33 protein-coding genes are annotated in these 26,282 nt (G+C 35.8%); 19 read left to right on the top strand and 14 right to left on the bottom strand.

Annotation, left to right across the window (positions count from 1 at the left end):
• Positions 1-10 precede the first annotated feature (10 nt).
• The 9 genes from M3189_RS02475 (at position 11) to M3189_RS02435 (ending at position 4,905) form a co-directional block, all read left to right on the top strand.
• Complete coding sequence (locus M3189_RS02475) at positions 11-274, top strand: metal-sensitive transcriptional regulator (protein ID WP_251631574.1); 264 nt, start codon at positions 11-13, stop codon at positions 272-274.
• A gap of 125 nt (positions 275-399) precedes the next feature.
• Positions 400-879 (top strand): DsrE/DsrF/DrsH-like family protein, encoded by a 480-nt coding sequence (locus tag M3189_RS02470; protein ID WP_251631571.1) that lies wholly within the window; start codon positions 400-402, stop codon positions 877-879.
• Between the two features lie 47 nt (positions 880-926).
• Positions 927-1,289, top strand: a complete 363-nt coding sequence (locus M3189_RS02465) for a rhodanese-like domain-containing protein (RefSeq protein ID WP_251631570.1) — start codon at positions 927-929, stop codon at positions 1,287-1,289.
• A 27-nt stretch (positions 1,290-1,316) separates the two neighbouring features.
• Positions 1,317-1,613: a rhodanese-like domain-containing protein gene (locus M3189_RS02460; RefSeq protein ID WP_251631568.1), complete on the top strand. Its 297-nt coding sequence runs from the start codon at positions 1,317-1,319 to the stop codon at positions 1,611-1,613.
• Positions 1,614-1,665: 52 nt separating this feature from the next.
• Positions 1,666-2,241, top strand: coding sequence for a sulfurtransferase TusA family protein (locus tag M3189_RS02455; protein WP_251631566.1), 576 nt, complete (start codon positions 1,666-1,668; stop codon positions 2,239-2,241).
• Between the two features lie 11 nt (positions 2,242-2,252).
• The gene (locus M3189_RS02450; protein WP_251631564.1) at positions 2,253-2,648 is read left to right on the top strand and encodes a DsrE/DsrF/DrsH-like family protein; all 396 of its coding nucleotides are present in this window, start codon (positions 2,253-2,255) and stop codon (positions 2,646-2,648) included.
• Positions 2,649-2,694: 46 nt separating this feature from the next.
• On the top strand, positions 2,695-3,822 hold the full coding sequence (locus M3189_RS02445; RefSeq protein WP_251631562.1) for an MBL fold metallo-hydrolase: 1,128 nt from the start codon (positions 2,695-2,697) through the stop codon (positions 3,820-3,822).
• A gap of 28 nt (positions 3,823-3,850) precedes the next feature.
• Positions 3,851-4,078 carry a sulfurtransferase TusA family protein gene (locus M3189_RS02440; protein ID WP_251631560.1) on the top strand — a complete coding sequence of 76 codons (228 nt, stop codon included), beginning with the start codon at positions 3,851-3,853 and terminating at the stop codon, positions 4,076-4,078.
• Between the two features lie 50 nt (positions 4,079-4,128).
• Positions 4,129-4,905, top strand: a complete 777-nt coding sequence (locus M3189_RS02435) for a sulfite exporter TauE/SafE family protein (protein ID WP_251631558.1) — start codon at positions 4,129-4,131, stop codon at positions 4,903-4,905.
• Positions 4,906-5,367: 462 nt separating this feature from the next.
• Here the strand turns inward: M3189_RS02435 and M3189_RS02430 are convergent, their stop codons facing one another.
• On the bottom strand, positions 5,368-5,742 hold the full coding sequence (locus M3189_RS02430) for a rhodanese-like domain-containing protein (protein WP_251631556.1): 375 nt from the start codon (positions 5,740-5,742) through the stop codon (positions 5,368-5,370).
• Between the two features lie 375 nt (positions 5,743-6,117).
• Between M3189_RS02430 and M3189_RS02425 the strand changes: the two genes are divergently transcribed.
• Positions 6,118-6,465: a flagellar basal body rod protein gene (locus M3189_RS02425; protein WP_251631554.1), complete on the top strand. Its 348-nt coding sequence runs from the start codon at positions 6,118-6,120 to the stop codon at positions 6,463-6,465.
• Positions 6,466-6,501: 36 nt separating this feature from the next.
• Here M3189_RS02425 and M3189_RS02420 read toward each other — a convergent pair whose 3' ends face one another.
• Together M3189_RS02420 and M3189_RS02415 are read right to left on the bottom strand one after the other, a co-directional pair.
• Complete coding sequence (locus tag M3189_RS02420) at positions 6,502-7,047, bottom strand: NADPH-dependent FMN reductase (protein WP_251631545.1); 546 nt, start codon at positions 7,045-7,047, stop codon at positions 6,502-6,504.
• 139 nt (positions 7,048-7,186) lie between these two features.
• Entirely contained in the window at positions 7,187-7,489 is a 303-nt protein-coding gene (locus M3189_RS02415; RefSeq protein WP_251631543.1) for an EthD family reductase, read from the bottom strand.
• A 247-nt stretch (positions 7,490-7,736) separates the two neighbouring features.
• On the opposite strand from M3189_RS02415, the gene trpB reads away from it, so the two are divergent.
• From trpB to M3189_RS02400, 3 genes are all read left to right on the top strand, one after another.
• Positions 7,737-8,903: a tryptophan synthase subunit beta gene (gene trpB, locus M3189_RS02410; protein ID WP_251631541.1), complete on the top strand. Its 1,167-nt coding sequence runs from the start codon at positions 7,737-7,739 to the stop codon at positions 8,901-8,903.
• A 148-nt stretch (positions 8,904-9,051) separates the two neighbouring features.
• A complete protein-coding gene (locus M3189_RS02405; protein WP_251631539.1) occupies positions 9,052-10,734 on the top strand; it encodes an ABC1 kinase family protein in 1,683 nt (560 codons plus the stop codon).
• A gap of 119 nt (positions 10,735-10,853) precedes the next feature.
• The gene (locus tag M3189_RS02400; RefSeq protein WP_251631537.1) at positions 10,854-11,468 is read left to right on the top strand and encodes a YitT family protein; all 615 of its coding nucleotides are present in this window, start codon (positions 10,854-10,856) and stop codon (positions 11,466-11,468) included.
• 62 nt (positions 11,469-11,530) lie between these two features.
• Here the strand turns inward: M3189_RS02400 and M3189_RS02395 are convergent, their stop codons facing one another.
• Positions 11,531-12,334, bottom strand: coding sequence for an alpha/beta fold hydrolase (locus M3189_RS02395; RefSeq protein WP_251631534.1), 804 nt, complete (start codon positions 12,332-12,334; stop codon positions 11,531-11,533).
• Positions 12,335-12,568: 234 nt separating this feature from the next.
• Between M3189_RS02395 and M3189_RS02390 the strand changes: the two genes are divergently transcribed.
• From M3189_RS02390 to M3189_RS02375, 4 genes are read left to right on the top strand one after another with little or no spacing between them, the layout of a single operon-like run.
• Entirely contained in the window at positions 12,569-13,009 is a 441-nt protein-coding gene (locus M3189_RS02390) for a hypothetical protein (protein WP_251631532.1), read from the top strand.
• 20 nt (positions 13,010-13,029) lie between these two features.
• Positions 13,030-13,635, top strand: coding sequence for a hypothetical protein (locus M3189_RS02385; protein ID WP_251631530.1), 606 nt, complete (start codon positions 13,030-13,032; stop codon positions 13,633-13,635).
• Between the two features lie 19 nt (positions 13,636-13,654).
• Positions 13,655-14,221, top strand: coding sequence for a polyhydroxyalkanoate biosynthesis repressor PhaR (locus tag M3189_RS02380; RefSeq protein WP_251631529.1), 567 nt, complete (start codon positions 13,655-13,657; stop codon positions 14,219-14,221).
• Between the two features lie 21 nt (positions 14,222-14,242).
• Complete coding sequence (locus tag M3189_RS02375) at positions 14,243-15,310, top strand: alpha/beta fold hydrolase (RefSeq protein WP_251631528.1); 1,068 nt, start codon at positions 14,243-14,245, stop codon at positions 15,308-15,310.
• 67 nt (positions 15,311-15,377) lie between these two features.
• Here M3189_RS02375 and M3189_RS02370 read toward each other — a convergent pair whose 3' ends face one another.
• From M3189_RS02370 to M3189_RS02350, 5 genes are all read right to left on the bottom strand, one after another.
• Positions 15,378-16,148: an alpha/beta fold hydrolase gene (locus tag M3189_RS02370; protein WP_251631526.1), complete on the bottom strand. Its 771-nt coding sequence runs from the start codon at positions 16,146-16,148 to the stop codon at positions 15,378-15,380.
• A 183-nt stretch (positions 16,149-16,331) separates the two neighbouring features.
• Complete coding sequence (locus tag M3189_RS02365) at positions 16,332-16,886, bottom strand: PepSY domain-containing protein (protein WP_251631518.1); 555 nt, start codon at positions 16,884-16,886, stop codon at positions 16,332-16,334.
• Positions 16,887-17,001: 115 nt separating this feature from the next.
• Positions 17,002-17,580 (bottom strand): PepSY domain-containing protein, encoded by a 579-nt coding sequence (locus tag M3189_RS02360; protein WP_251631516.1) that lies wholly within the window; start codon positions 17,578-17,580, stop codon positions 17,002-17,004.
• A 67-nt stretch (positions 17,581-17,647) separates the two neighbouring features.
• Entirely contained in the window at positions 17,648-19,015 is a 1,368-nt protein-coding gene (locus M3189_RS02355) for a sensor histidine kinase (protein WP_251631514.1), read from the bottom strand.
• The gene (locus M3189_RS02350) at positions 19,012-19,716 is read right to left on the bottom strand and encodes a response regulator transcription factor (RefSeq protein WP_251631512.1); all 705 of its coding nucleotides are present in this window, start codon (positions 19,714-19,716) and stop codon (positions 19,012-19,014) included. The genes M3189_RS02355 and M3189_RS02350 overlap by 4 nt, the downstream gene beginning before the upstream one ends.
• 178 nt (positions 19,717-19,894) lie before the next feature.
• Here M3189_RS02350 and M3189_RS02345 point away from each other — a divergent pair, with 178 nt between their 5' ends.
• The gene (locus tag M3189_RS02345; RefSeq protein WP_251631510.1) at positions 19,895-20,809 is read left to right on the top strand and encodes an ABC transporter ATP-binding protein; all 915 of its coding nucleotides are present in this window, start codon (positions 19,895-19,897) and stop codon (positions 20,807-20,809) included.
• Positions 20,802-21,644: an ABC transporter permease subunit gene (locus M3189_RS02340; protein WP_251631508.1), complete on the top strand. Its 843-nt coding sequence runs from the start codon at positions 20,802-20,804 to the stop codon at positions 21,642-21,644. The genes M3189_RS02345 and M3189_RS02340 overlap by 8 nt, the downstream gene beginning before the upstream one ends.
• A gap of 70 nt (positions 21,645-21,714) precedes the next feature.
• Here M3189_RS02340 and M3189_RS02335 read toward each other — a convergent pair whose 3' ends face one another.
• From M3189_RS02335 to M3189_RS02315, 5 genes are read right to left on the bottom strand one after another with little or no spacing between them, the layout of a single operon-like run.
• Positions 21,715-22,401, bottom strand: coding sequence for a response regulator transcription factor (locus M3189_RS02335; RefSeq protein ID WP_251631506.1), 687 nt, complete (start codon positions 22,399-22,401; stop codon positions 21,715-21,717).
• On the bottom strand, positions 22,398-23,870 hold the full coding sequence (locus M3189_RS02330) for a sensor histidine kinase (RefSeq protein ID WP_251631504.1): 1,473 nt from the start codon (positions 23,868-23,870) through the stop codon (positions 22,398-22,400). Before M3189_RS02330 ends, M3189_RS02335 begins: the two co-directional genes overlap by 4 nt.
• Positions 23,871-23,888: 18 nt before the next feature.
• Positions 23,889-24,626 (bottom strand): ABC transporter permease subunit, encoded by a 738-nt coding sequence (locus M3189_RS02325; protein ID WP_251631502.1) that lies wholly within the window; start codon positions 24,624-24,626, stop codon positions 23,889-23,891.
• A complete protein-coding gene (locus tag M3189_RS02320; protein WP_251631500.1) occupies positions 24,623-25,327 on the bottom strand; it encodes an ABC transporter ATP-binding protein in 705 nt (234 codons plus the stop codon). Before M3189_RS02320 ends, M3189_RS02325 begins: the two co-directional genes overlap by 4 nt.
• Positions 25,328-25,359: 32 nt before the next feature.
• Positions 25,360-26,208, bottom strand: a complete 849-nt coding sequence (locus M3189_RS02315; protein ID WP_251631499.1) for a hypothetical protein — start codon at positions 26,206-26,208, stop codon at positions 25,360-25,362.
• Positions 26,209-26,282: the final 74 nt, after the last annotated feature.

The raw sequence follows: 26,282 nt of genomic DNA, 5'->3' as shown, positions 1-26,282 counted from the left end.
GGTAAAAGTTATGGACTATAATGATCAAATAAAAAATAGGGTGAAACGTATCGAAGGGCAGCTTAGAGGAATCCTTCGTTTAATGGAAGAAGATAAGGATTGTAAAGATGTTATTACTCAGTTATCAGCTGCTAGAACAGCAATTGATCGAACAATAGGGGTAATTGTAAGTTCGAATTTAGTTGAGTGTGTTAAAAAAGCAGAGGAAACGCAAGAAAGAAGTGCAGAAGAATTAATTAAAGAAGCAGTAGACCTATTAGTTAAAAGTAGATAAAAAAGGGTTGACACCCTCTTTTATTTTTATTATCATTATACCCATAGGGGTAAAGGTAAAAAAGATTATTTTTTTGTTGAAATAAATACCCATATAGGTAATTATTATATAGGAGGTTATAAAAAATGACTGAAACGAAAAAAACAACGATCGTCTTATTGAGCGGTGATTATGATAAAGCAATGGCAGCTTATATTATTGCAAATGGTGCAGCAGCCTATGATCATGAAGTAACAATCTTTCACACTTTCTGGGGTCTAAATGCGTTACGAAAAGATGAAACTATTGCTGTTGAAAAAGGGTTTTTGGAGAAAATGTTTGCAAAAATGATGCCAAGAGGCGCTGATAACATGGGTCTATCAAGAATGAACTTTGCAGGTTTTGGACCTAAGTTAATAAAGAAGGTAATGAAGAAACACAATGCACTTCCTCTTCCTCAACTAATCGAGATGGCTCAAGAGCAGGATGTAAAATTAATCGCATGTACCATGACGATGGATTTACTAGGTCTTCAAAAAGAAGAGCTTTTAGATAATATTGAATATGCAGGAGTTGCAGCATATTTAGCAGAAGCTGAAGATGGTAATGTTAATCTGTTCATTTAATTAATATTGGGGGAATATTATCCCCCAAACTATAGGAGGGAATAAACTTGGAATATATAAATTACCTATTAATTGCACTCTTTATATTATTTATTGGTTATCGATTCATGCCTACTAAAGGTGTACGAAATATATCAACCGCGGAGTTAAAAAATGAACTCAAGGATAAAAATAAATTATTTATAGATGTAAGAACGCCTGGAGAATATAAAGGAAAACACATTAAAGAATTTAAGAATATTCCACTTAATTTACTTGCACAAAAAGCGGAGAAAGAACTTTCAAAAGACAAAGAAGTAATTGTTATTTGTCAAAGCGGTATGAGAAGCGGTCAGGCAAGTAAGCTATTAAAAAAATTAGGCTATACAAAAATAACCAACGTTAAGGGCGGCATGAACGCTTGGTCTTAATAAAAGCGAAAAGAGGAGGATATTAATATGAAAACAATCACAACTAAGGAAGTTGAACAATTATTAAATGAAGGAAAAAAATTAGATATCATTGATGTTCGTGAAGTAGATGAGGTAGCGGGAGGAAAGATACCTGGTGCTATAAACATTCGGTTAGGATTATTGGAGTTCCGTATGCATGAATTAGATAAATCAAAAGAATATATTATGGTTTGCCGTTCAGGTGGCAGAAGTGCTCAAGCAACGCAATTTCTTGAGTATCAAGGGTTTAATGTAATTAATATGACAGGTGGAATGATGTCCTGGGAAGGTAAAGTAGAATAAATTTTTTTGATAGTTTAAATACCCGTATGGGTATAAAAGAGGAGGATATTAAATGAATAGCATGAAAGCAAACGTAATTTTAGACGCAAAGGGATTAGCATGTCCAATGCCAATTGTCAAAACCAAGAAGGCAATGGTTGGAATTGAGGCTGGTCAAGTATTGGAAGTGCAAGCAACAGATAAAGGGTCTAAAGCTGACTTAAAAGCATGGTCTGACAGTACAGGTCATCAATATTTGGGCACGTTAGAGGAAGGCGATGTATTAAAGCATTATATAAGGAAGTCATCTGGTGATGAATCCATTGAAAGAAAACATCCCAATGTTATGAATAATGACGAACTCGAAAAGAAACTGGAAGCAAGAGAAAATATTGTGGTTCTTGATGTTAGGGAAACAGCAGAATATGCGTTTAATCACATAACTAATTCTATTTCTATTCCTTTAGGAGAACTAGAGCAACGATTAGGCGAATTAGATAAAGAAAAAGAAATTTATGTTGTTTGCCGAACAGGAAACCGTAGTGACCTTGCAGCACAAAAGCTAGCAGAAAAGGGATTTACTAAAGTAATTAACATTCTGCCTGGAATGAGTAAGTGGTCCGGAAAAACTACAAGTCTAAATAATTAGGGGGAATTCTGATGAATAAGAAAGTAGCAATTATCGCAAGTAATGGTGGACTATTTGATGCATATAAAGTGTTTAATATTGCAACTGCAGCTGCTGCAACTGACCAAGAAGTAGCGATATTCTTTACATTTGAAGGTTTAAATTTAATTCATAAAAATGCAAACAAACAACTTCCAATGCCGGAAGGGAAAGAACATTTTGCCGAAGGTTTTGCAAACGCAAATGTTCCAACCATTCCAGAATTAGCTGAAATGGCGCTAGAAATGGGTGTTAAATTCATAGGCTGCCAAATGACAATGGATGTTATGGGACTTGAAAAAGAAGCATTTGTTGATGGAATAGAAGTAGGCGGCGCAGTTACTTTTTTAGATTTTGCTAAAGATGCTGATATTACTTTGACATTTTAGTTAATCAAATTTTTTTAATTGAAAATATACCATAGGGGGTAAATAAATGACTGTAAATGTAATGACTTCAAAAGATGTAACGAAGAAAGTATTTGATAAGGAAGAATTGTTTATTCTGGATGTTCGAAATGAAAGTGATTTTCAGGATTGGAAAATTGAAGGAGAAAACTTCGATTATTTTAACATCCCTTATTTTGAATTGCTAGATGGTGTTGAAGGTATTATGGATAAGATTCCTTCTGATAAGGAAGTTTTGGTGGTATGTGCGAAGGAAGGATCATCTATTATGGTGGCAGAAATGCTTTCTGATGAAGGGCTTACTGTTTCTTACCTTAAGGGTGGTATGAAAGCTTGGAGTGAGCATTTAGAGCCTGTAAAAGTCGGTGATTTGAAAGATGGTGGCGAAATTTATCAATTTGTACGTATTGGTAAAGGATGTTTATCTTACATGGTTGTTTCGAACGGAGATGCAGCTGTTATTGATGCCACTCGTATGACAGACATTTATCTTGAATTTGCTGATAGTATTGGTGCAAAAATTACTCATGTCTTTGACACACACTTACATGCGGACCACATTTCAGGTGGAAGAAACATTGCAGAAAAAACAGGCGCAACTTATTGGCTGCCTCCAAAGGATGCAACAGAAGTAACTTTTTCTTATCAGCCATTAGAGGACGGTAATGACGTAGAAATCGGTAACGTGAAAATCAATATTCATGCCCTATATTCTCCAGGTCATACAATTGGGTCTACTTCATTTATTGTGGATGAAAGGTTTTTACTATCTGGAGATATCTTGTTTATTGATTCAATCGGTAGACCTGATTTAGCCGGCTTGGCCCAGGATTGGGTAGGGGATTTGAGAGAAAGTCTTTATAAACGCTATAGAGAATTATCAGAGGATTTAATCGTCCTTCCTGCTCACTTTATGATCATTGAAGAATTGAATGAAGATGGAAGTGTATCGGAAAAATTAGGAACACTGTATGCTAAGAACCACGGCTTGAACATTGAAGACGAAAATGAGTTTAGAAAATTGGTGACGGAAAATTTACCACCACAACCAAATGCGTATCAAGAAATTCGTGAAACGAATATGGGAAAACTAAATCCTGATGAAGAAAAGCAACGTGAAATGGAAATTGGACCAAATCGCTGTGCAGTTCGATAAAAACAACAATAACTAGGAGGTAAAAGAAATGGAAGCAAATAAGATTTTAGATGCGAAAGGTTTGGCATGTCCGATGCCGATTGTAAAGACAAAAAAGGCAATGAATGAATTAGAAAGTGGTCAAGTGTTAGAAATCCATGCGACGGATAAGGGAGCAAAAAATGACCTTGCAGCATGGGCAAAATCAGGCGGGCACGAGTTAATTAGCCACGAAGTGGAGAATGATGTTTTAAAGTTTTGGATTAAAAAAGGCTAAGAATTAGGGAACCAGATTGGGTTCCCTTTTCTTAAGGGGGAGGCAGTACCATGGATATTGGCTTTATTATTACTATTTTCTTAATAGGTTTTATTGGTTCATATATATCTGGAATGTTAGGAATAGGCGGTTCTATTATTAAATATCCGATGCTTTTATATATTCCACCTTTATTTGGTTTAGCTGCATTTAGTGCCCATGAAGTATCAGGAATAAGCGCTGTTCAGGTGTTTTTTGCGACAATCGGTGGTGTTTGGGCATACCGAAAAGGTGGCTATTTAAATAAAAAGCTTATTGGGTATATGGGAGCAAGTATCTTAATTGGTAGTTTTGTCGGCGGCTATGGTTCAAGGGTAATGACAGAAGGTGGTATTAACTTAGTTTATGGTATTTTGGCACTTATTGCAGCTGTCATGATGTTTGTTCCGAAAAAAGGAATTGACGATATCCCGCTAGATCAAGTGAAGTTTAATAAATGGCTGGCAGCATCGCTAGCATTAATTGTTGGAATTGGTTCTGGAATAGTTGGTGCGGCAGGAGCATTTTTATTAGTTCCTATCATGCTAGTCGTATTAAAAATACCTACACGTATGACGATTGCTTCTTCATTGGCGATTACGTTTTTATCTTCAATCGGTGCCACTGTAGGAAAAATCACCACGGGACAAGTAGAATATTTACCTTCCGCCATTATGATTGTTGCCAGCTTAATTGCCTCACCATTGGGTGCAATGGCTGGAAAGAAGATAAACACCAAGATATTACAAGTGGTATTAGCGCTATTAATTTTAGCAACAGCAATAAAAATTTGGATGGATATTTTATAAGTTTATTTCTTAATATAAAAATAATAGATGGCGGTTTATTTGTTATGGTTATGGAGGTAATACAATGGTTAAAATTACACATGCTGCAATAGTTGCGATAACGGAAGAAATACAAGACCTAATGAATGAGGATAATAAGCCCCTTATTCGTTTATCAATGGGCATTGGTTGAGGAGGCCCTCAGTTACGTCTGGCTCTGGAAGAGTCAGCTTTAGAAAGTGATGAAATCACAGAAGAAAGTGGTATCAAGTTTTTAGTAAATGAAAGAGATAAGGTTTATTTCAATAGTGCAAAGATTGATTATACCAAGTCCTTATTCGGTGGCGGACAATTTGTCGTGCTAAAGGTATAAATTTGAATGATATAAAAGTGCCTATCAACACATCAAAATCGTTATGAATTAGTTTAGAAAGAAAGAACCCATCATTAATTGCTGGGTTCTTTTACTTATCTCTCATATATTTAATTTTCAACTTCATATGACCAGTTATTCATACCGCCGGTCATGTTATTAATATTTGTAAATTTATTATTTATTAATATTTCACTAGCTTGAGTTGAGCGATTTCCGCTGCGGCATACCACTATATAGGTTTCTTCTTTATCTAAATCGTTCAATTTATTTTCTAATTCTTGTAGTGGTAGCAATATTGCATTAGGGATGTGCCCTTCTTGATACTCTTCAGGGGTTCTAACATCTAGCACAACTACTTCCTTGTTGTCGATGAGTTGCTTTGCTTCTTCTGATGATACATTTCTATATCCTTCGGAACTAATACCACATGCAGTAAGGACTACTACTAGTAATATTACTAATAAGTGTGAGACTCGATTCATTTTATAACCACCTTGGAATTAATGCTTTATAATATTGGCTAGTTCTCCCCAAAAGCACCTAATTGTTGGGCCTCAATAATTTCACCTTTACTGAGCATGAGAAGTCGTATCTTCTGCAAAGGGTGGGTTCCTCCTTTCAGTGGCAGATGGTTTCATTATACCTTATAGGGTAAAGGTATTTTTAGCTTAATTTTGAATAAAAAACAAACATTCTATAGTAACAAATATTATTAAACGATAAATTTGTAGTTTGTCTCCTTTGGGGCTGACCCTTTCTACGTCTCTAGCCCTATTCGAAAATCAAGCTCAGGCTCAATTATGTGAAACACTGAAAAAAGGTAAGATGATATCAAGAAAGCAAAGGAGGAAAACAAAATGAAAAAATTTGGTTTATGTTTAGCAGGAGGAATTGCAGCCATCATCTTACTTTCTACAATTGGCCCGATGGTGGGGTTATTAATAAGTCTGGCAGTTTTATATTTCATCTACAAACAATTTTTAAAAGCAGAATCAACCGGATGGAAAATTGCACTTGGTATTTTCGGGGTTATTTTTCTATTGGTTTCTATCGCTAATGCACCTGCCATTATCGGTGTAGTTGCTGCTTACGTTCTTTATCTAGTTTATAAAAACTGGAATTCCAGCAAACACTCTGTAGTTAAAGAAGAAGCAGATCCATTTGTAAATTTTGAAAAACAATGGAATGAATTAAAAAATTATTAAAACGCATGGATTACTTTCTCCATGCGTTTTTTGGATTTAAAGGCTTTGTTTGTTTATCCACTTTATGTAGTTATCCATCACGGTATCAATAAACTGAACAGTTGGCTCATGAACAAGTTTTCCAGTATCGTCGAGCTTTTCATGAACAGCTCCAATAAATACTTCATTTCCTGGTAGTGTTAATGCAGAAATTCCAGGAGAATTTAATATCTGTCGTAAATGCATTTGTGCACGGGCGGTTCCTAATACTCCTGGGGAACTACCGACAATCATAACAGGTTTGTTCACCATTACTTTATCAACACGGGAAAACCAATCAATTGCATTTTTTAAAAAGGCAGGAATAGAGTGGTTGTACTCAGGTGTAACAAATAAAACACCGTCACTTTCAGCTACCTTTTTCTTGATCTCCGTTACGATTTCTGGCGGTGTCAGCTCATCATCTTGGTTATACATCGGGAGCTTTTCAATAGGTAAAATTTCAATCTCTGCGGTCATTTGATAGCGTTTTTGCATGTATTCAGCTAATTTCTTGTTAAAAGATTCTTTTCGATTACTGCCAACAAGGACAACTATTTTCATGAATATCTCTCCTTTCAGTCAGTATTAATCTTATCACGTTGTTAAAAGTAATTCATTTTCAAAGGACTGAAAGAGTATTTTAAATAAAAAGAACCCTAACATGTAATGAATGTTAGGGTTCTTTTGAATAGGTGTTGACTTATTCTACAATCGAAATAACTGGCGGCTTACTCAAGAATGGCATTAGATTTTTAACGTCCCCTTGTACTTCTATCCCTTCCGGTGACGACATCGCTTGGCCCAATGTTTCTTGACTATCAAATTGTAGTTCAGCAAATAAAAATAGTTGATCATTCGTGTTTTGGGACTGTAACACACGATGAACTTCTGCCCCTTTTAGATAAGGCATTTTTTGTACTAATGGGATATGTACATTGTAATAATACTGTTCAAATCCTTCTTGATCCTTCGGCTGGTCATAAATTACGATAACTTTAGCCATTCTTTTTCCCCCTTTTAACTATTATAAAATTCAAGCTTTATAGACTATTTTCTTGTAGTCCTTATAGACTATTATAGGATTAGTAAAAATCAAATATTATAGAAACCCTTCGACAATAAAAGCACTAGGAAAAAATTAGATCCTATTGAATCATTAAGATATGAATAAATATTTTATTTGAATATTCAGTAAACATATACTATAATAATTTCAAGTAAAATAATAGTAGCAGGGAGACGAGCTGAGTATGGAAAAAGTTAGTGTAGAAAGTAGAGGCTATTTTGGTGAGTTTGGAGGTAGTTTTGTTCCTGATGAGCTTCAGCTTGTACTGAACGAGTTGGAAGGACAATTTATAAAATATAAAGATGATCCGGATTTCATCGAGGAATTCAACTATTACCTCAAGGAATATGTTGGCCGTGAAAATCCGCTGACATATGCAGAAAATTTAACAAAACAAATAGGCGGAGCAAAAATCTATCTAAAACGAGAAGATTTAAACCATACTGGTGCTCATAAGATAAATAATGCAATCGGTCAAATATTATTGGCCAAAAGAATGGGTGCAAAACGAATTATTGCTGAAACGGGTGCAGGCCAGCATGGTGTTGCAACAGCAACTGCATGTGCCATGTTCGGAATGGAATGTATTATCTATATGGGGAAACTCGACACCGAGCGTCAAGCCCTAAACGTCTTTAGAATGGAACTATTAGGAGCAAAAGTTATTCCAGTCGAGAAAGGGCAGGGCCGTTTAAAGGATGCCGTGGATGAAGCATTGGCTGACTTAGTGCAAAACTACCAAACTACCTTTTATTTATTGGGTTCAGCTGTTGGGCCACATCCATACCCATCTATGGTTAAACATTTTCAAAGTATTATTAGTGAAGAATCAAAGCGCCAAATCATTGAAAAAGAGGGAAGGCTGCCAACTGCGGTTATTGCCTGTACAGGAGGCGGCAGTAATGCGATTGGTGCCTTCGCCCATTATATTGATGAAAAATATGTACGCTTAATTGGCGTGGAGCCCGAAGAAGCAGCAACCTTAACAAAAGGAACCCCTGCAGTCATTCATGGTTTTAAATGTTTGACGTTATTAGACGAAGATGGTAATCCACAGCCAACCTTTTCTATTGCAGCCGGATTAGATTATCCAGGAGTTGGTCCAGAGCATAGTCAATTGAAAACAAGCGGAAGAGCCGAATATGTTACGGTTACAGGGCAGGAAGCATTAGAGGCATTTCTGCTGCTAAGTAAAACCGAGGGGATTATCCCAGCATTAGAGAGCTCTCACGCTGTTGCGTATGCTATAAAATTAGCAAAGGAATTATCGAAAGATGATGTCTTGATTGTCAATCTGTCAGGTCGTGGTGACAAAGATGTGGAGCAGGTTTTTAATATGTTAAAAAAATAATAGAGGTGACAAGGACGTATCTGATATAGATACGTCTTTTTGTTGATTAATCGAACAATGCGATAATACACTTGTAAATCCTTCGTAAAAGTGAGAATCTTGATTCGAGGAAATATTAATTAAAATACTCCCAACAGGAGTGGATAGAATGATTAAGAAAAAAATCCGCCATATTAACCGTTATCGAGATATCGTTTATGCTTTTACTAAGTATGGCTTTGGATTTGTTATGAAAGAGTTAGGACTGCTTGATTTGTTAGCTGTTCCAAAGAGAGTATTTGTTGAAGGAAACCAATCACGGAATAGCAGGACAACGGGAGAACGAATTCGAATGTTTCTAGAGGAACTTGGACCAACATTTGTGAAAATTGGCCAAATTGCCAGTACTAGACCTGATATTATTCCGGCTGATATTCTTCAAGAACTGGTAAAGCTTCAGGACAATGTTTCTCTTTTTTCTTTTAATGAAGTGAGAAGAATAGTAGAAGAGGAATTGGCAGACTCTCTCGAAAATTCATTTGCAGAATTTAGTGAGATACCATTAGCTGCGGCATCAATTGGGCAAGTCCATCATGCAGTTTTGCTAACAGGAGAGCCTGTTGCTGTTAAAATTCAACGACCCAATATTATGCGTGTAATTGATACAGATTTAGAAATCCTGCAGGATCTAGCCAGGTTAGCGGAAAGTAGGATTGATTGGGTTGAAAGGTATCAAATTCGGACGATTATAGAAGAATTATCAAGGTCGCTTCGAGAAGAATTAGATTATGAAAACGAAGGTAGAAACGCCGAAAAGATTGCTAAACAATTTATGAATGATTCCAAGGTCCGTATACCTAAGGTATTTTGGGAATATAGTACAAAAAAGATACTAACGATGGAATTTATTGATGGGATTAAACTAAATGAGATTGAAAAGCTTCAACAAGAGGGACACGACACAAAAGTATTAGGTGAGAAAATAGTAAATGCTATTTTTCATCAAATCCTAATCGATGGATTTTTTCATGGAGATCCTCATCCAGGAAATATTGTTGCTCTGCCCGGCCAAGTGGTTGCATTCATGGATTTTGGTATGGTGGGTCGAATAACTCCCGAAATGAGAGCTCACATTGCTTCGTTTGTCATTGCATTAATGCGGAAAAACACTTCAGAAGTAGTAAGGGCACTCACGAACATGGGGCTTGTACCAGATGAAGTAAATGTAAAACAGTTACATTCAGATGTAGATAAGCTAAGGGAAAAATATCTAGACGTTCCATTTAGTCAGATGAGTATTGGAAATGCTGTTAACGAACTCTTTGCTGTAGCATACCGCCATAAAATAATGATACCGACAGATTTAACGATATTAGGAAAAACCTTGCTGACATTAGAGGGGACCGTTGAAAAGCTTAACCACGAAATAAGTATTCTAGCAGTAGCCGAACCATTTGGAAAGCAATTACTAATAGATCGCTTTAAGCCGAAAAACATGGCAGAATATGCATGGTCAAATTTCACAGAATATGGGGATATCCTTCAAGAATTCCCAAAAACGATAAAAGATTTTACCGCCGTTATGAAAAAAGGAAAAATGAAGATTGAAATAACCACTCCTGAAATGGAGCCAGTCCTTCATAAACTTAATCGTATAAGTAATAGACTTTCGTTTAGTATTATATTGCTGTCCTTTAGTATTATTTTGGTAGGAGTCATTATTGGTGCTTCCTTATCAGGACAAACATCTATCCTGTTAGACAAACTGCCAGTAATAGAAATAGGTTTTGGTATTGCAACAATGATGTTCCTGCTACTTTTATACTCTATCTTTAGATCAGGAAGGTTTTGACGAATAGCTTTTCATTATTTCTAGTGGAATACCTGACCAATTGGCCGGGTATTTTTCTGATGAAGAGGAATATAATAAACCATACTATGGAGAGATAATTGAAAAAAAAGGGGCGGAATATGTATAAGAGGAGAGAAAATTATTATCTAAGTTATCTAAGATTTGCCTATATATCTATCTATAAAAGGTTATTATATATCTTCTGTGGTGCTTCACTCGTTGCCATTTCATTGCAGCTGTTTTTAATAGAAAATAAAGTAATTGATGGTGGTATCGTAGGTGTAAGTATCATTCTCTCGCACATTTCGAGTATTGAGATTGGCTTGTCTCTTTTACTACTAAATACTCCCTTTTTCTTTTTAGGTTATTCTTACCTCGGAAAAAGATTTTTAATTCTAAGTCTTTTTGCTATTTCTATACTTTCAATAGGTACTCATGTTCTGGAACCATTACCTTCTGTCACAAATAATCCATTTCTAGTAATCGCCATAGGAGGAGTGATTTTAGGATTGGGTGTAGGGATAGTCATTCGTTATGGTGGTTCCTTAGATGGTACGGAGGTTTTGGCAATACTTTTAAGTAAACGAACCCCTTTTTCGATTGGACAAATTGTTATGTTTATTAACTTTTTTATATTTAGCAGCTCCATTTACATATTCGGAATAAAGGAGGCTGTTTTTTCCTTAGCTGCGTTTTTCATTGCCTATAAAATAATTGATTTAGTAATTAAGTAATCTACCAGAATATGGTTTAATAATAAAAGAATGCCCAGTTTTAGTTGGGCATTCTTTATGATTTATTGATTTTTTAAAAACTCAAGCACTCGATTATTTACTAAATCATTCGCTTCAGTTACATAAATATGACCTGCACCATTAATAGTAAGGAATTCGGCATTTGGTATTTTTTCTGCTAGAGTTAATCCATTTTCATATGGGACTAATTTATCTGCATCGCCATGAATCACCAAAACAGGTACTTTTATTTCATCAATTTCACTGTAGGTGTCATGAGCAAGACACGCTTGAAGCTGCAGCATATAGGCAAATGGAAGGACAGGTATCTCGATTCTTTTTTGAATATCCTCAGCGACTAGGTCTCTGTGGTTTTCAATGAAAGATTGACTGTATAGGATTGGTGCAGTTGCCCAAGCCATTTCTTCCGGTGTGGCAGTAGAAGAGGCTCTTGACAGCATCAGCATGGAAACATCAGCACTAGGTTGAATGTGTTTTGCCCCACCTGATGTCGTACAGCCGAGGATGAGGGACTTAATTCGCTCAGGGTATTTCAATGCAAGTCTTTGAGCAATCATGCCCCCCATTGAAATTCCATATACATGAGCAGACTCTACCCCGGCTGCATCAAGAACGGCTCTGGCATCCTCGGCCATTAATTCAATAGAATAAGGAGAATTGGGTTTCCCGCTCAATCCAACGCCGCGATTATCAAATACTATTAATTTATATTGTTCACTTAAAGCTGGGATTGTTCGAAACCACGATTTAGAAGTAAGTGATAACCCCATGATTAATAGCAATGGTTCACCTTCACCATGGACTTCATAATATAAATCAATTCCATTTGCCTTCGTTATAGGCATAATAAACAACTCCTTTTTTACTAGATATTGCCATTTATATGATTATTAATAAAACTAAAGAACTTAAAGATTCATCAAATGGTGTCGGAGCGCATATACGAGAGTATTATTATTTTGATTAAATAGAAAAGTCGAAAAATGACCTAGTAAATAGCTAATACAAATTGCTATAATATTAATAAACAAGGAATAAACAGTTTCTTACATACTAACCGGATAGATAAAGGGGCATTTATGGCATCAAGACATCAGGATTCTGTATCTTTTTACAAAGACCTAGAAAAAGAGTGTAATAAGCGGATTCATGCGTATACCAATTGTCTAACCTTTACACATGCTATAGGAAAAGCAATCGAAAACCACTTAGATCATGTTGTCATTCAACAAGAGGTGATTAACAATTGGTTAGCTTTATTTGATATTCCACTGAAAGATGATTTTGCTAATCTAGCACAGAAAAAAGTAGATTGTGAGGAAAAGATTGATCATCTTGAAGACACTCTTTTTATGTTAATCAGGGGTTTGAAAAAGGACAATTCCGAGTTGAAGAAGCTTAATAAATCCTTATGTGACTTGCTTTGTTTAATTGAAAATGAAGTGAAGGACTTAAAAGCTAACAGAATTAAAACATTAAAGACGGATTTAGAAGATTTGAGAATGCTATTTAATGACTAAACATTTGGAGGAGAAAGAATATGTCTATTAGAAATGAATCAGTGGTGGAAAATCAATCTAGTCAGGATAATCAGCTTTCAAGTTTTGAATTAATGTGGAAAGCTGCCTTTGAAGAAGTGGATGAATGGGCAGGTCGCTTAAACCATCATGATGATTTATTCTTAAATGCTACTAAGCATTATGTTGAGAGTATAAAGAGAAATCAGGAAAATAGTGAAGCAATTACAGCGCAATTTAGGAAAGAGCTTCTTGACTGGGAAAAGTATGCTCGTGAGGAATTACTCATGACTACGACTGCCATTCAACATTTTTTCCCTATTAAATCGTATGAACAGATTAACCAAGTTGTTGATGACATTCAGAATAAAACTACTTCTCTATTATCTACACCAATTCGTGCTTTAACGAATGGCGAAGCGCTTGATAAGTACTTAGACAGTGTCCAACAATATATTTCTTTTAGAAAGAAAGGCAGAGAGAAATATATTGAAGGTGTTAAGAGTACGACCAATGTTTTATATGAAAATCAAAAAGTATTTGTGAATCTTTTTGAAAATCAGGTTAAGTCTGCATTTTTACCCTTTCAGCAATATATGAAGAATACGACGGATTCAAATAAATCATAATTTTATTGAGGTGACCAAGATGTCGACAAAAAAACCGAATGACCCATTTGATTCTTTCAAAAGGTACAGTGAAATTATGGAGAAACAGATAAATGATTTTATTTTTCTTTTGTCAAATAACAATGAATTTGTCAAAATGGCAAATACAGGGACAGAGGCGAACTCCCGTTACCTTGAAATGTTTAAAAAGAATCAAGAGGCACTAGCAGGTGCTCTCAATATTCCAACAAGAAATGACTTGGCTAATATAGCTTCTTTAACCATTCAAACCGAGGGAAAAATTGAAACCCTAGAGGAACAAATTTGGGGCTTACAGGATACATTGAAGACACAAAGCAAGGAAATTGAAACGGTTGTTGAGGTTTCCAAAGAAATCATAAAATTAACCAAACAACTAAAAACAGAGTTAGTGAAAACGAAAAAGGAACTAGCAGATTCCAAGGATTTACAAAGTGAACTACAAGAGATAAAGTTCGAGCTAAATAAATTAAATAATCTAAAAGATGAAGTAGAGATACTTAAAGGTCACGTAGAAAAGGACACTCCAAAAGAACCCGTCTTAACAGGTGCTGATTCAACAAAATAATTAAGAAAGGGGGTTAAAGACGTGACAGTAGATGCACCTTTTACGGATTTATTTCCACCGTTGGATTATGAGAAAGAAATGAAACGGTGGAAGCACCTTTTCCAAGTATTAAATGAGCCGGAACCGAAGATTGGACATACTCCTAAGACAGAGGTTTGGAGAAAAAATAAATCAGTTTTATGGCATTACCCGGCAAAACAAAAAAAGTATGAAATTCCTTTGTTTTTCGTTTATTCTTTGTTTAACAAACCGTATATACTTGATATCGCCCCAAAGGCAAGTGTAATAGAGGGTCTTACAAACCGAGGATATGATGTGTATTTACTGGACTGGGGTACACCAGGTTATGAAGATAAGAATATTGGTCTAGATACATACATTCAAAAGTATTTAAGAACATCAGTTAAGCGTGCTATTCGCCATTCTGGTGCACAGGAGATAACCCTTGTCGGTTATTGCCTAGGTGGGACAATTGCTGCTATATACGCTTCGATTGCTGAAGAACCCATTAAAAACTTGATTGTTGCTACTGTTCCAATTGATTTCAGTACGTTGGCAGGTCCGGATAAATGGGCGGAGGGTCTCAGAAATGGAGATATTAATGTCGACCGTTTAGTGGATGTTTATGGTGTTATTCCATCTTCTTATGTGGAAGCAATGTTCCGGGCAGTATCAGCCCCCATTTATTTCAGTCACTATACCATGTTGTTAAACCGAGCGGATGATCAGCTTTATGTTGATAAATGGCGTAGAATGAATAAATGGACAACAGACCACGTTTCGTTTGCTGGTGAAGCATTCCGGCAATTAACAAATGACCTTTTTAAAGAGAACAAGCTTGTAAAGGGAGAATTAATGATAGGAAATAAGTATGCAGATTTGAATAATATTAAATCAAATTTGTTTGTTATTTCCTCAACAAAGGATAATTTAGTTTTGGAACCACAAAGCTTGCCGATTATGGATTTAGTTTCGAGCAAAGATAAGACTTACAAGTTGGTTGAAGCAGGGCATATTTCCTTAGCTTTAACTGGTTTGTTCGCAGTAGTTGTCGATGAATGGGCTTCAGTTCGTTCGAATCCGCTTTAAATTTGTACTAAAGGTGAGTACAAGATTATATAATGTTTAAGAGAGAAAGGGAAGGGGATGCCTTCCCTTAACTTGCTTTTTTATGTTTGTGTAAAAAGTTCCACAGAACCTCATTAAACGCTTCTTTTGCCTCAAGCTTGGCGATATGACCTGTATTTCTAAAAATAACAAATTCAGAATGTCTAATTTGTTTATGCATTAATAATTGTATCCAAACAGGTGTGATTGTGTCATATTGGCCGCCAATAATTAACGTTGGAACGTTTATTCTTGAAAGCAAGCATAAATTATTTACTTCCAAACAGGCTTTCGCTGAGGGTAGATAAAATTCTTGATTAGGCTGATAAAATTTATGGAAATCCTCGAAATTTTTCTCAGACCATGAGTATAGGCAAACGCGAGCTGCAATATTTTTTTGCTCCTCGATTGTTCGGCATTTCACCTGCAACTTTCTAATTTTTAAAAATAACCCTCCAAGATGTTTAGGTGCAACATGGAATGTACTTACGAGCATGAGGGACCGGCACATTTTTGGTGCCTGACGATAGATTTCTTGTGCGACCATTCCTCCCATGGATAACCCGCAAATGTGGGCGCTTTCAATCCCTAGCCCCCTTAACAAGGAAATAACATCACGTGCAAAGTTTGATATGGAAATTTCCTCATTTGTAATATACTCTCCATGTCCCCGTAAATCTGGGATAATCAGGTCATACTCCTCTGCAAACTCAAACTGGTTAGACCAGCCTTCCTTTATTTCTCCTAGACCATGAATAAGAACTAAAGGTTCACCAGCACCCAAGCGTAAATACGGTATTCCAGAGAATAACTCACCCAAATAAACTACCTCCTATGGTTTAACATAATAATCTTTTTGGCCATAATTCGGATAGTGTAAACAGGGATATTGTAGTAATTAACATATTATATATAATTTCTTTTCTAATTATTACCAATAGGTGTAAATTACATATATGGACTTAAAAAAGGACAATCGACTTGTCGATTGTCCTGTTAATATTTACCCATCAATTCCGCTGTCATCACTGCCCCTGCCCTTGTCATCATCATCATTATCATCGTCGTCATCATATCGATCATCTCTACTGTCATCATCAAACTTTACTCTTGTGATTTTTCCTGATTCAGCGTCTACTCGAATATCAACTTCTCCTCGGTCCGATTGAATCTCAAATTTATATTCAAGTCTGCCATGTTCCATTTCCTTTTCAACCTCGGTTATTTTGCCGTTAACTTCATTGGTAGCAATTTTTGCTGCTTCTTCAATGGATATTGTGGAAGTGTTTGATGATTGGGAAGTTGAAGAATTATTGTCGTCATCATCATCATCATTTTCTACTTTATAAAATGTTTGCCCATGCTCTGTTTCTAGCTCAATTTCCTGACCTGGTTTAATCTCAGGCAGTTTTTGTGTACCAAGATGAATAACTGAATTTTTATCATCTACCTGAACCAAATTATCTTGAGGGTTATCATTTTTAGATGCACCTACCGCAATTGCTCCTCCTAAGACAAGTAAAGATGAAACAACGCCAATTAATACTTTATTTCTCATTTTGTCTTCCTCCTTTTTGTTATTACCTTTCTACACTTTCAGTATATCCAGTAAAAATGAGAGGAAAGGGATAGAAACATTAGAATTTAATGAGAAAGATAGTAGTTCCTCTGTATCAATCATCGTCATCATTATTTTCCTTCTGTTTATTTTCATGGTCATCCCAGGCGACCGAAATTACTTCACCTGTAATAGCATGTATATTAACGGTTGCTTCACGATCATCGTTTGTTTCTATCTTTATAAAGTAATAGGTTTGGTTATTTTCAGTTTCAAGCCAGATATCATCCACCTCTCCCTGAACCTGTGTCTGTGCAATTTCAACAGCCTCTTTATCACTCAATCTCTTAGGAGGTTCCAATGGGATTTCATCTTGTTGAGGAGGTGTTTCGGACGGTGTGGGTAACGTAATTGTAGTACCCTTTTGTGTGAAAGATAAAACTTTACCGCTAGAGGAATCTAACATCATACTATAAAGATGATTTTGTTTTTCTAGTTCTATATGATACTGTTGATTGGCTAATTTTATTGATGAAATATTTCCGTGATAGCGCTCTTTAACAAGCTTCTCGGCTTCCTCTTCTGTTAACATGTCAGCTGAGGGAGTAAGTTTTCCAAATTGCTGATAGCTGACAAAAACAATAACCAGGATTATTGAGCAAATCGCCAACCAAAACCAAGATATCTTTTTCATTTATATTCACCACCTTATTTACATACAATTATTCTCCTATATAAAGATGAGAAAATGATGAGAATTTCTATATTTTTTCACCTTTTTTTATAAGAAGGGTGGCAGTTGTCCCAATACCAGCTGCACTATCTAGTTGTACATCAATTCCAATTGCATCGGCAATTTCCTTGGCAATCGATAATCCAAGACCAGAACCGCCTTGTTTTCTGCTTCTTGCTTTATCCACACGATAGAACCTATCAAAAACCTTTGGCAAATCGCTTTCATGGATGCCTATGCCACGATCCATAATTTTAATATAAATTTCATTATTCTCCTTCCCTAGTTCGACTGAAATGATTTCATCACTATATTTCCTTCCGTTGTCTAAGAAAATAAACAACAGCTGCTTAAGTTTTTTTTCATCACTTTCAATGAATATGGGAACCTCATTCACTGCTTCAAATATAATTTCACGTTTATAGGCGTTCTTGAACGCATTTACAGTTTGGTCTATTAATTGGTTGAGATTCACCGGGTTAAGCTCGATATTCCACTGTTCATCGTGCCTCGCTAACATCAAAAGCTGCTCGGTCATTTCCCGCATACGGAGTGCTTCAGAGTGGATGGCTTCAATCGATTCTGCGAATAGCTCTGGCTCCGTTAGGCCCCTTCTTTTTAAAAGACTCGCATAACTTTCTATAATGGTCAAAGGTGTCTTAAGTTCATGTGAAGCATTTGTAACAAATTGCTCCTGTTTTTCAAAGTTCCTTTCTAAAAGATCAATCATATGGTTAAAAGTTTGACCCATTTGATAGAGCTCATCCTTTGATTTAGCCTCTAGCGTTAGTCGCTTAAAGGATCCGCTTTTCCTTATTTCCATCATTGTATTAATCATAGAGGTGACCGGTTTTGTTATAAAGTTACTCAGTAACCTGCTGGATATTAAGACAGGTATCAGCGCTATCAGTGTAACTAAGATTAAGACAAGTCGAAGAATAGACAAAATTTTGGTTGATGTTTCCATACTTTTGGTTATCTGAAGGTTGGCAACACTGCCGTCTTGCATAATGATGGGCATGGATTCAAAGGTATAGTGACGACCCTCATATTCTGTCGTATTACTAACCTCACTTTTATAAAATACTGATTTCCTTTTACTTAGGTTTTGCTCGTCTGCACTCGTAAACGCAGGGGGCTTGTTCGTGTTATCCTCAGTCACAATTTCAATCATGCCATTTACAGGAACGTAAGATCGAAGTAAGGAATCAACAGGAATTATTCCAAGAGACTCTCCGAAATTATCGGATATTTTTTCCATCTCCTTATGTGCGGTTGCAAGCTCGCTATCAAGTAGTAATTTATTGAAGGTATAATATACGGTAATATTTAAGATTAGCAGCAGGAAGGCAAATAAAAAAGCTGTATAAAGGTTAATTTTATTCCTCAGCTTCATTTGGCATCCTTCATGACATAACCAATGCCGCGAACAGTATGAATTAATGAAGGTAAATGCGGAAGGTCTATTTTTTTTCTAATATATCGGATATAAACATCCACTACATTTGTATCGCCAAAAAAGTCATACCCCCAAACTGCCTCTAAAATTTGATCCCTGCTTAACACCTGACGTTTATGATCCATAAGATAGACTAGTAAATCAAATTCTCTTGGAGTCAATTCGATAGGTTCTCCAGCTCTTAACACTTCTCGCGTTTTTTGATCAATACTAAGATCAGCGAAACGCAATAGGTTTGGGTCTTCATCCTGAGGTTGTTCAACTTGCTTGATTCTTAATGCAGCGCGAATTCTAGCCAACAGTTCTTCAATTTGAAAAGGCTTTGTAATATAATCATTCGCCCCTAGGTCTAAACCGGACACTTTGTCTTCAACTGAGCTTTTTGCTGTTAGGAGAATGACGGGTGTAAGGAGGTCATTCTTTCTGATTCGCCTAAGAAGTTCAATTCCGCTTAGTCCGGGCAGCATAACATCCAATAAGATTAAATCCCAGCTGCCGGTGCGGTATTTTTCTAGTGCTTCAAGACCATCCATTACTTTTGTCACAGAATAGCCCTCATATTCAAGTTCAAGTTCTAACACTCTGGCAATCTTTACTTCATCCTCAACAACTAGGATGGTTCCTTTTTTAGTTGACATCTGTACTCTAATCTCCTTTATTTTTATTTTCATACTATTCGGCTCTCATTAGTTAAAAACCTTTAGAACATATGATTATTGTTTATATCTAGTCTAACAAAAAAAGATTAATTTTTTGTGAACGAATTACCATCCTTAGTCGTTATAAAGAAGGATGAAGGTTATAGGGGGAGAAATTTTGACAAATATAATAGAGGTTAATAAAGTTAGCAAACAATTTAATCATCGTGAAATATTAAAGGAAGTCTCTTTTACAATTAAAGAAGGAACAATAAATGGATTGCTTGGGCCAAATGGGGCTGGAAAGACCACAATTATCCGTTTATTAAATGGAGTCATTGAGGCCGCAAATGGAACGATGAAGGTGATGGATTTTGACCCACAGCTATATGGAGATGAAATCAGAAAAAGAGTTGGCATTGTAACTGAAAGTGCTAGTCTTTATCATGATATGACCGCATGGGATAATCTTGTCTTCTTTTCAAAAATATATGGTAGACATGATAAAAAGCGGATCACACATTTGCTTGAGCAATTTGACATGCTGAGCTTTAAGGACCAATTAGTTGGAAGTTTTTCAACGGGTATGAAAAAAAGAATCTCACTTGCAAAGGCATTATTGCATAATCCTAGAATTCTATTTTTAGATGAACCGACAAATGGTTTAGATCCAGAGGGAATAAATGAGGTGATTCGCTATTTACATAAAGTGAATCAGGAAGAAGGGGTAACCATCTTAATCTGCTCTCATGTACTTCATCAGCTCGAAACAATCTGTGATTCTTATTTGTTTCTAAATGAGGGAAGTATAGTTGAAAAAGGAACAAAGAAGGAATTAGAGGATAAATATTTAAAGAAAGTTGTGTTAGATATAGAAACGGGCCTTAGTCCGCTAAACAACCAAAACTACAAAGGGTATACCTACAGGAGAAAAAAAAGCAATCAATTGGAATTTATTCTTTCCTCAAAGGACGAGATTACTCCTTTATTAGCTCATATTCTTAGTGAATCTTGGATTCATAATTGTGAAATAACCAATAGAAGTCTCGAGGCACTTTATTTTCATATTAGGGGAGGGAAAGAGGTTGAATAAAAATAGCATCCTAACCATTGCAGTGAAAGATATGAAAGCAGTTTTCTCTTCCAAAAAGGTTTGGGTTCCCATGATTATTGTAGCACTCATCATTTGTATTTTAGTACCATCATGTATTGCCTTTTTCGGACTTCAATTTGACTTAATTGGAACCTCTACACAGGAAATAGAAAAACCTATAAATGCATTTATTAAAGAATTTCCAAATGAGGAAATGAGGAATACACTTGCTGCTTTACCGACTCTTAGCTACAAATTTGTTTATTTTTTCTTAACCTTGATGATGATACCTTTTTTCTTAATGGTAGCCATTATTAACTCAATGGTAACTTCATCAAATAGTTTTGTAGGGGAGAAGGAAAGAAATACATTAGAGACATTGTTGTTTGCACCTCTTTCAATTAAGGACTTGTTTCTTGGTAAGGTTTTAGCATCTCTAATTCCAACCTTAGGTATTTCCTTTGCTGCCTTTATTATTAGTTTTATTGTAGTTAATGTAATCACCTATCCGCATTTTAAAGTAATTCTATTTTTTAACACTACCTGGATGATATTAATGTTTTGGGTTATTCCAATATTAGTTCTGTTTAATATCATCTTAAATGTTTTCATTTCGGCCAAAGTCAAAACGTTCCAGGAAGCCCAGCAATTCGGCGGTCTGCTAGTGTTACCAATCGTGGGAATCATCATAAGCCAAGCAAGTGGAATGTTCTTCTTAAGTCCATTAACACTTTTCATAATAGGCGCTGCTTTATTATTAGGGAATTTTTTCCTAATAAAACTGGTCACTAAATTTAGTAATCGGAACACATTATTTCAAAGTCAAATCCACTAACACAAAAAGACAGTGTCCACCTGAGGTGGACACTGTCTTTTTGCGGTGCCTGTCACCAATGTTCACCAAATTAATGAAAACGATAACCCGATCCCCATACGGTTTCTATGTATTCAGGGTTGGAGGGGTCGTGTTCAATTTTTTCCCTTATTTTGCGTATGTGTACCGTGACAGTTGAGACGTCTCCATTGCTGTCGTAACCCCATATTCTTTCGAATAGATGGTCTTTGCTGAATACCTGGTCTGGATTTAACGCTAAAAAGGTAAGAACATCAAATTCTTTTGTGGTTAAGGTGATTTCTTTGTTATTAACAAAGACACGCCTTGAGGATCGATCAATGAATAAACCACGGATGTATACTCCTTGTGATTCAGAAGTTTGTTTCATTGATAATCTCTCATATCGGGATAGATGTGCTTTCACCCTCGCAACCATTTCATTCGGACTGAAGGGCTTGACTAAATAATCATCAGCACCCAGCCCTAGACCTCTAATCTTATCAATTTCCTCTTTTTTTGCTGTCACCATAATGATGGGAATATCTTTTATACTTCTTATTTTCTTGCAAATCTCAAAGCCGTCGATGTTCGGCAGCATAATGTCTAGCAGAACCAAATCGTAATCTTGTGTTAATGCCTTTTGGAGTCCTATATCTCCTGTATGGACCATTTCTGTTTGGAAGCCATTGATTTCTAAATAATCCTGTTCTAATTCAGCAATACTTTTTTCATCTTCAATAATCAGAATTTTTTTCATGATGTGGCCTCCTCGGAACAGGTTTGATGCGGCAAAATAATGGTAATTTTTGTTCCTACTGTTAAAGTACTATCTAATTTTATCAAACCGTTATGTTCTTCGATAATCATCCTTGCAATGGAAAGTCCTAATCCGCTGCCTCCGGTTAGTTTATTTCTTGATTGTTCAGCTCGGTAAAACTGATTAAAGATGAAGGGAATCGACTCTTCAGGAATACCTGGTCCATTATCAGCAATAGAAACTTCTACAGTTTCATTGGTAGAATGCATAGATATTATTAATTCCTTTTTATCCTTCTCCATGTACTTTAAGCTATTGTTAATAATATTTGCGAGAACTCGTTTAAACTTTTCACGATCAGCTAAAACATGATAATGACCTTGAGGGACAAATTGGAAATTTAACTCTACATTCTGTTTTCTAAGGTCAAAGCTTAATTCCTCGAAATAATCACTTAGATAATCTTTTATATCAATTCTTTCAAATTCAAAGGGAACCTTGCCTAAATCCAGCTTTGAGAATAAAAATAATTCATCAATTAAATGGTCCATATCTACTGCTTTTGTATAGATGGTTTGAATATAGCGTGTTCTCTTTTCAGGTGTATCTGCCACTCCATCGCGGATACCTTCAATATATCCTTTAATGGAAGTAATCGGTGTTTTTAAATCATGAGAAATATGAGCAATTAGTTCCTTCCGGTTATCCTCATATTGTTTTTGAATTTCCTGTGACTCCTTTAATTGAATCCGCATTTCTTCAAATGCTTGTGTTAACTGACCAATCTCATCATTCCTAGTCGCTGTAATGGAATGATGAAGGTTGCCGCTTTTTATAAAATGTGCTGCTTTTTTTAATTGATTGATAGGGTTGATAATGCTTTTAGATACAAAATAAGTTAGGAGTCCGTTAGTTGCAATTAATATCAATAAACATAAACCGAATAGGATTGGGAAAAAAGTTCTTACAAACTGATTCCATGGGCTTGCGTCTCTCATTAAAAAGAGTGATACTTCTCTGCCATCCTGCAGATAGAAATCATGCTGCTTCATGGCAAACGTCTGCTCACCTATTTCTTCTAAGCTGCGAAAGCTTCTCTCTGTCCCAAAATCCGGCAGCGCTTCTGTATGAACTTTTTCTAGGTCTTCCGTATGATAAAGTATCTCATCGTTTACACGGATTATTAATCCAGAATCAATTTTACTAAGTTCAGTATTTAGAGATTCCAAGTACTCCTTACTCATCAATTCCATGGGGTTGACGGCTGATTTTCCTTTTAATTCTAAAAACAGCAATGTGTCCTCTTGTTTTGTTTTGTGATAATTGTGGCTTTCTGGTAAGAAATTGGCGATTTCACGAATATCACCGAGAAACACCATCATTAACAGAAAAGAGGTAATCATAAACATAATGATTGGTACCGTAATCATCGCAATATTTGATAATATCAGACGAAGTTTGATAGACATAAGATTTGCACCCTTCGGTTAGGCTTCTTTTCTATTAAACATATAATAGCCTACTGAAAAAAACAATGCGAAAGATGAGCACAAATACGTGACAGTTTGCAAAATCCACTGAAGTGAAGCATCGCTAAGCCACTGCCTATACCAATCTAAATAGGTTGCCGGCAGTAAGTATAAGGAAGAAGGGAGAACATAAGGAATAAACAGCATGATTAAATAAAGGACAATCATACTAGATATAGCAAGGACACTAGACTTTACCAGAAGTGCCAACATAACCGCAAATGCCGTCAGAACGATAATTGGAAACCAAGAAACAAAAAAAGCTCCAAGGCTAGAGGGAATAGTGGTCAAGGTGAAGGCTTTATCAAAAATTGAACTGCTAATCATCACGGCCAGCCATTCTAATAAAAGAAGAATTAAACTAAAAATACTTATTGCGATAACCTTGGAAAGGAAAAGTTCCATTCGACCGATAGGTCTAACTTGAAATAAAGTTTCGCGCTCACCTTCTCCTGTAAATAAATCTGTTGCACAGATAAAAATAAATAAAGGAATAAAAATGGTGACAAATAAATCTAATAAGCTGAAATTTATATTTTCAGTCGGTAAAGCCATCCAATCGGTTAAAAAAAGATTATTTACAAGAAGCTTAGTCAGGACAGGAATCAGCACCGCAGCAAGTAGAAACAGTTTGGTGCTTTTTTTTGTCAGTAGCTTTTGTATTTCATTTATGCTATTTGCTCGGATTGTGTTCATCTACCTGCCACCTCAACCTTCTTGACATAGACATCCTCTAGTGGCTCGCTGCCGGCTTCATAAAATGAGGCAGCCCCCTGAATGAGAAAACAAAAACGACTACATAATTTTTCTAGTTCTGAAATATGGTGACTGGAAATCACAAAGGTTACACCGGAATGGCTTGATACCTCCTGGATTGTCTTTCTTAACAAAAGCAAACCATCAATATCTAAGCCGTTAGTCGGTTCATCTAAAATGATCAATCGCGGCTTAGAGATAAGGGCTGAAGCAATCCCATAACGCTGCTTCATACCCATAGAAAAGGAGGATATTTTCTCGTCTTTATATGGAGTTAAACCCGTCTGTTGCAATACTTTTTCTATATCTGTATCAGTAATATCAGAATACAAGCGAGAAATCATTTTTAGATTTTTATAGGGCGACATGTTTTCATAAGCAACAGCAGGCCCAATTAACGCACCCACAGGTCGTATTGCTTCTTTGTAATTACTTTGAAGCTCAACACCAAATAATTCAACTTTTCCACTATCTGGCGAAGTTAGACCGGTCATGCATTTTAATAAAGTTGTTTTACCTGCACCATTTGGACCAAGAATCCCTACTATTTCCCCTTGGTCAATGGTTAAATTGATATTCTGTATACCTCTGATATTTGAGTATTGCTTCGTCATTCCAGTAATAACCACTGCTTTTTCCAAAATTGTCACCCTCTATTATTACTTATTTCAATTTACTTTTTACCATGATTGAATTCGACTACCTTATCAGCAGGAATTTCAACGGGTGTCACTGTAGTTTGGTTGTAGTCAGAAGCATTTAAATTAATATCTAGAACTACTTCATGGATGGCGCCCTGTTTATCTTTTCCTGTTACGACCACTTTGATTGTTTGCTGTTCAATATAATTTTCCTTGTTCACTCGTGCTGTAAGTTTGACTTGCTTGACCGTAATATCATGATCTAACTCAGGAAACTTTGCCTTAATGTGGAAGTCTAAGCTTTCTGTTTCATTATTGTCCTGAATCATCACTGCATGTTTAATCATCAATGTACTTAAAGCATTCGCTGGAAGAGGGATTTCTTTACCTGTTAAATCCAGCTCAATTACATGATTACCATTTTGCTTATCAGCGACTGTAATTTGTTGTTGAAGATTTTTTGTCATGACATCGATTAGATTTTCTACATCATCTTTTAATTCAGCTGTATTACTGTGATGTGGATTATTAGAGGTGTCTATTTTGTAAATTTTATCCAGTCCATCCTTCATCACAAACCAATTTCCATCCTGTTTATACAAGTTCATATTACTAACTTCAGATTCATTAGCTAAACGTGTAGAGATGGAATTTACCTGATTTATAGAATCAGATTTGAAAATGGACTCAGATGTTAATATGGACTTTTTGTTGTCCTCAATTTTAAAATTAAAATTTAATGTTGCACTCTCAGCCAAATGAGTTTTCTTTAAGGCTTCCTTGTAAAGATCGTAACCAGATGTATTTGCTGAAATTGAATAAACACTGCCTAACATAAGCGTTCCACTTATCCCGATAACCGCTAAAAGCTTCTTATTCATATTCATTTCCTCCATTCAATATTTTGTTACATTTTCAGTGTAATCGGGAGATATAAAAGCAATCTAAACAAACT

It is taken from the genome of Neobacillus niacini, assembly GCF_023715415.1.
In the GTDB taxonomy this organism is placed as follows: domain Bacteria; phylum Bacillota; class Bacilli; order Bacillales; family Cytobacillaceae; genus Neobacillus; species Neobacillus niacini_C.
Note: the sequence above shows the minus strand (reverse complement) of the source record. Positions and strands in the feature narration are given on the sequence as shown.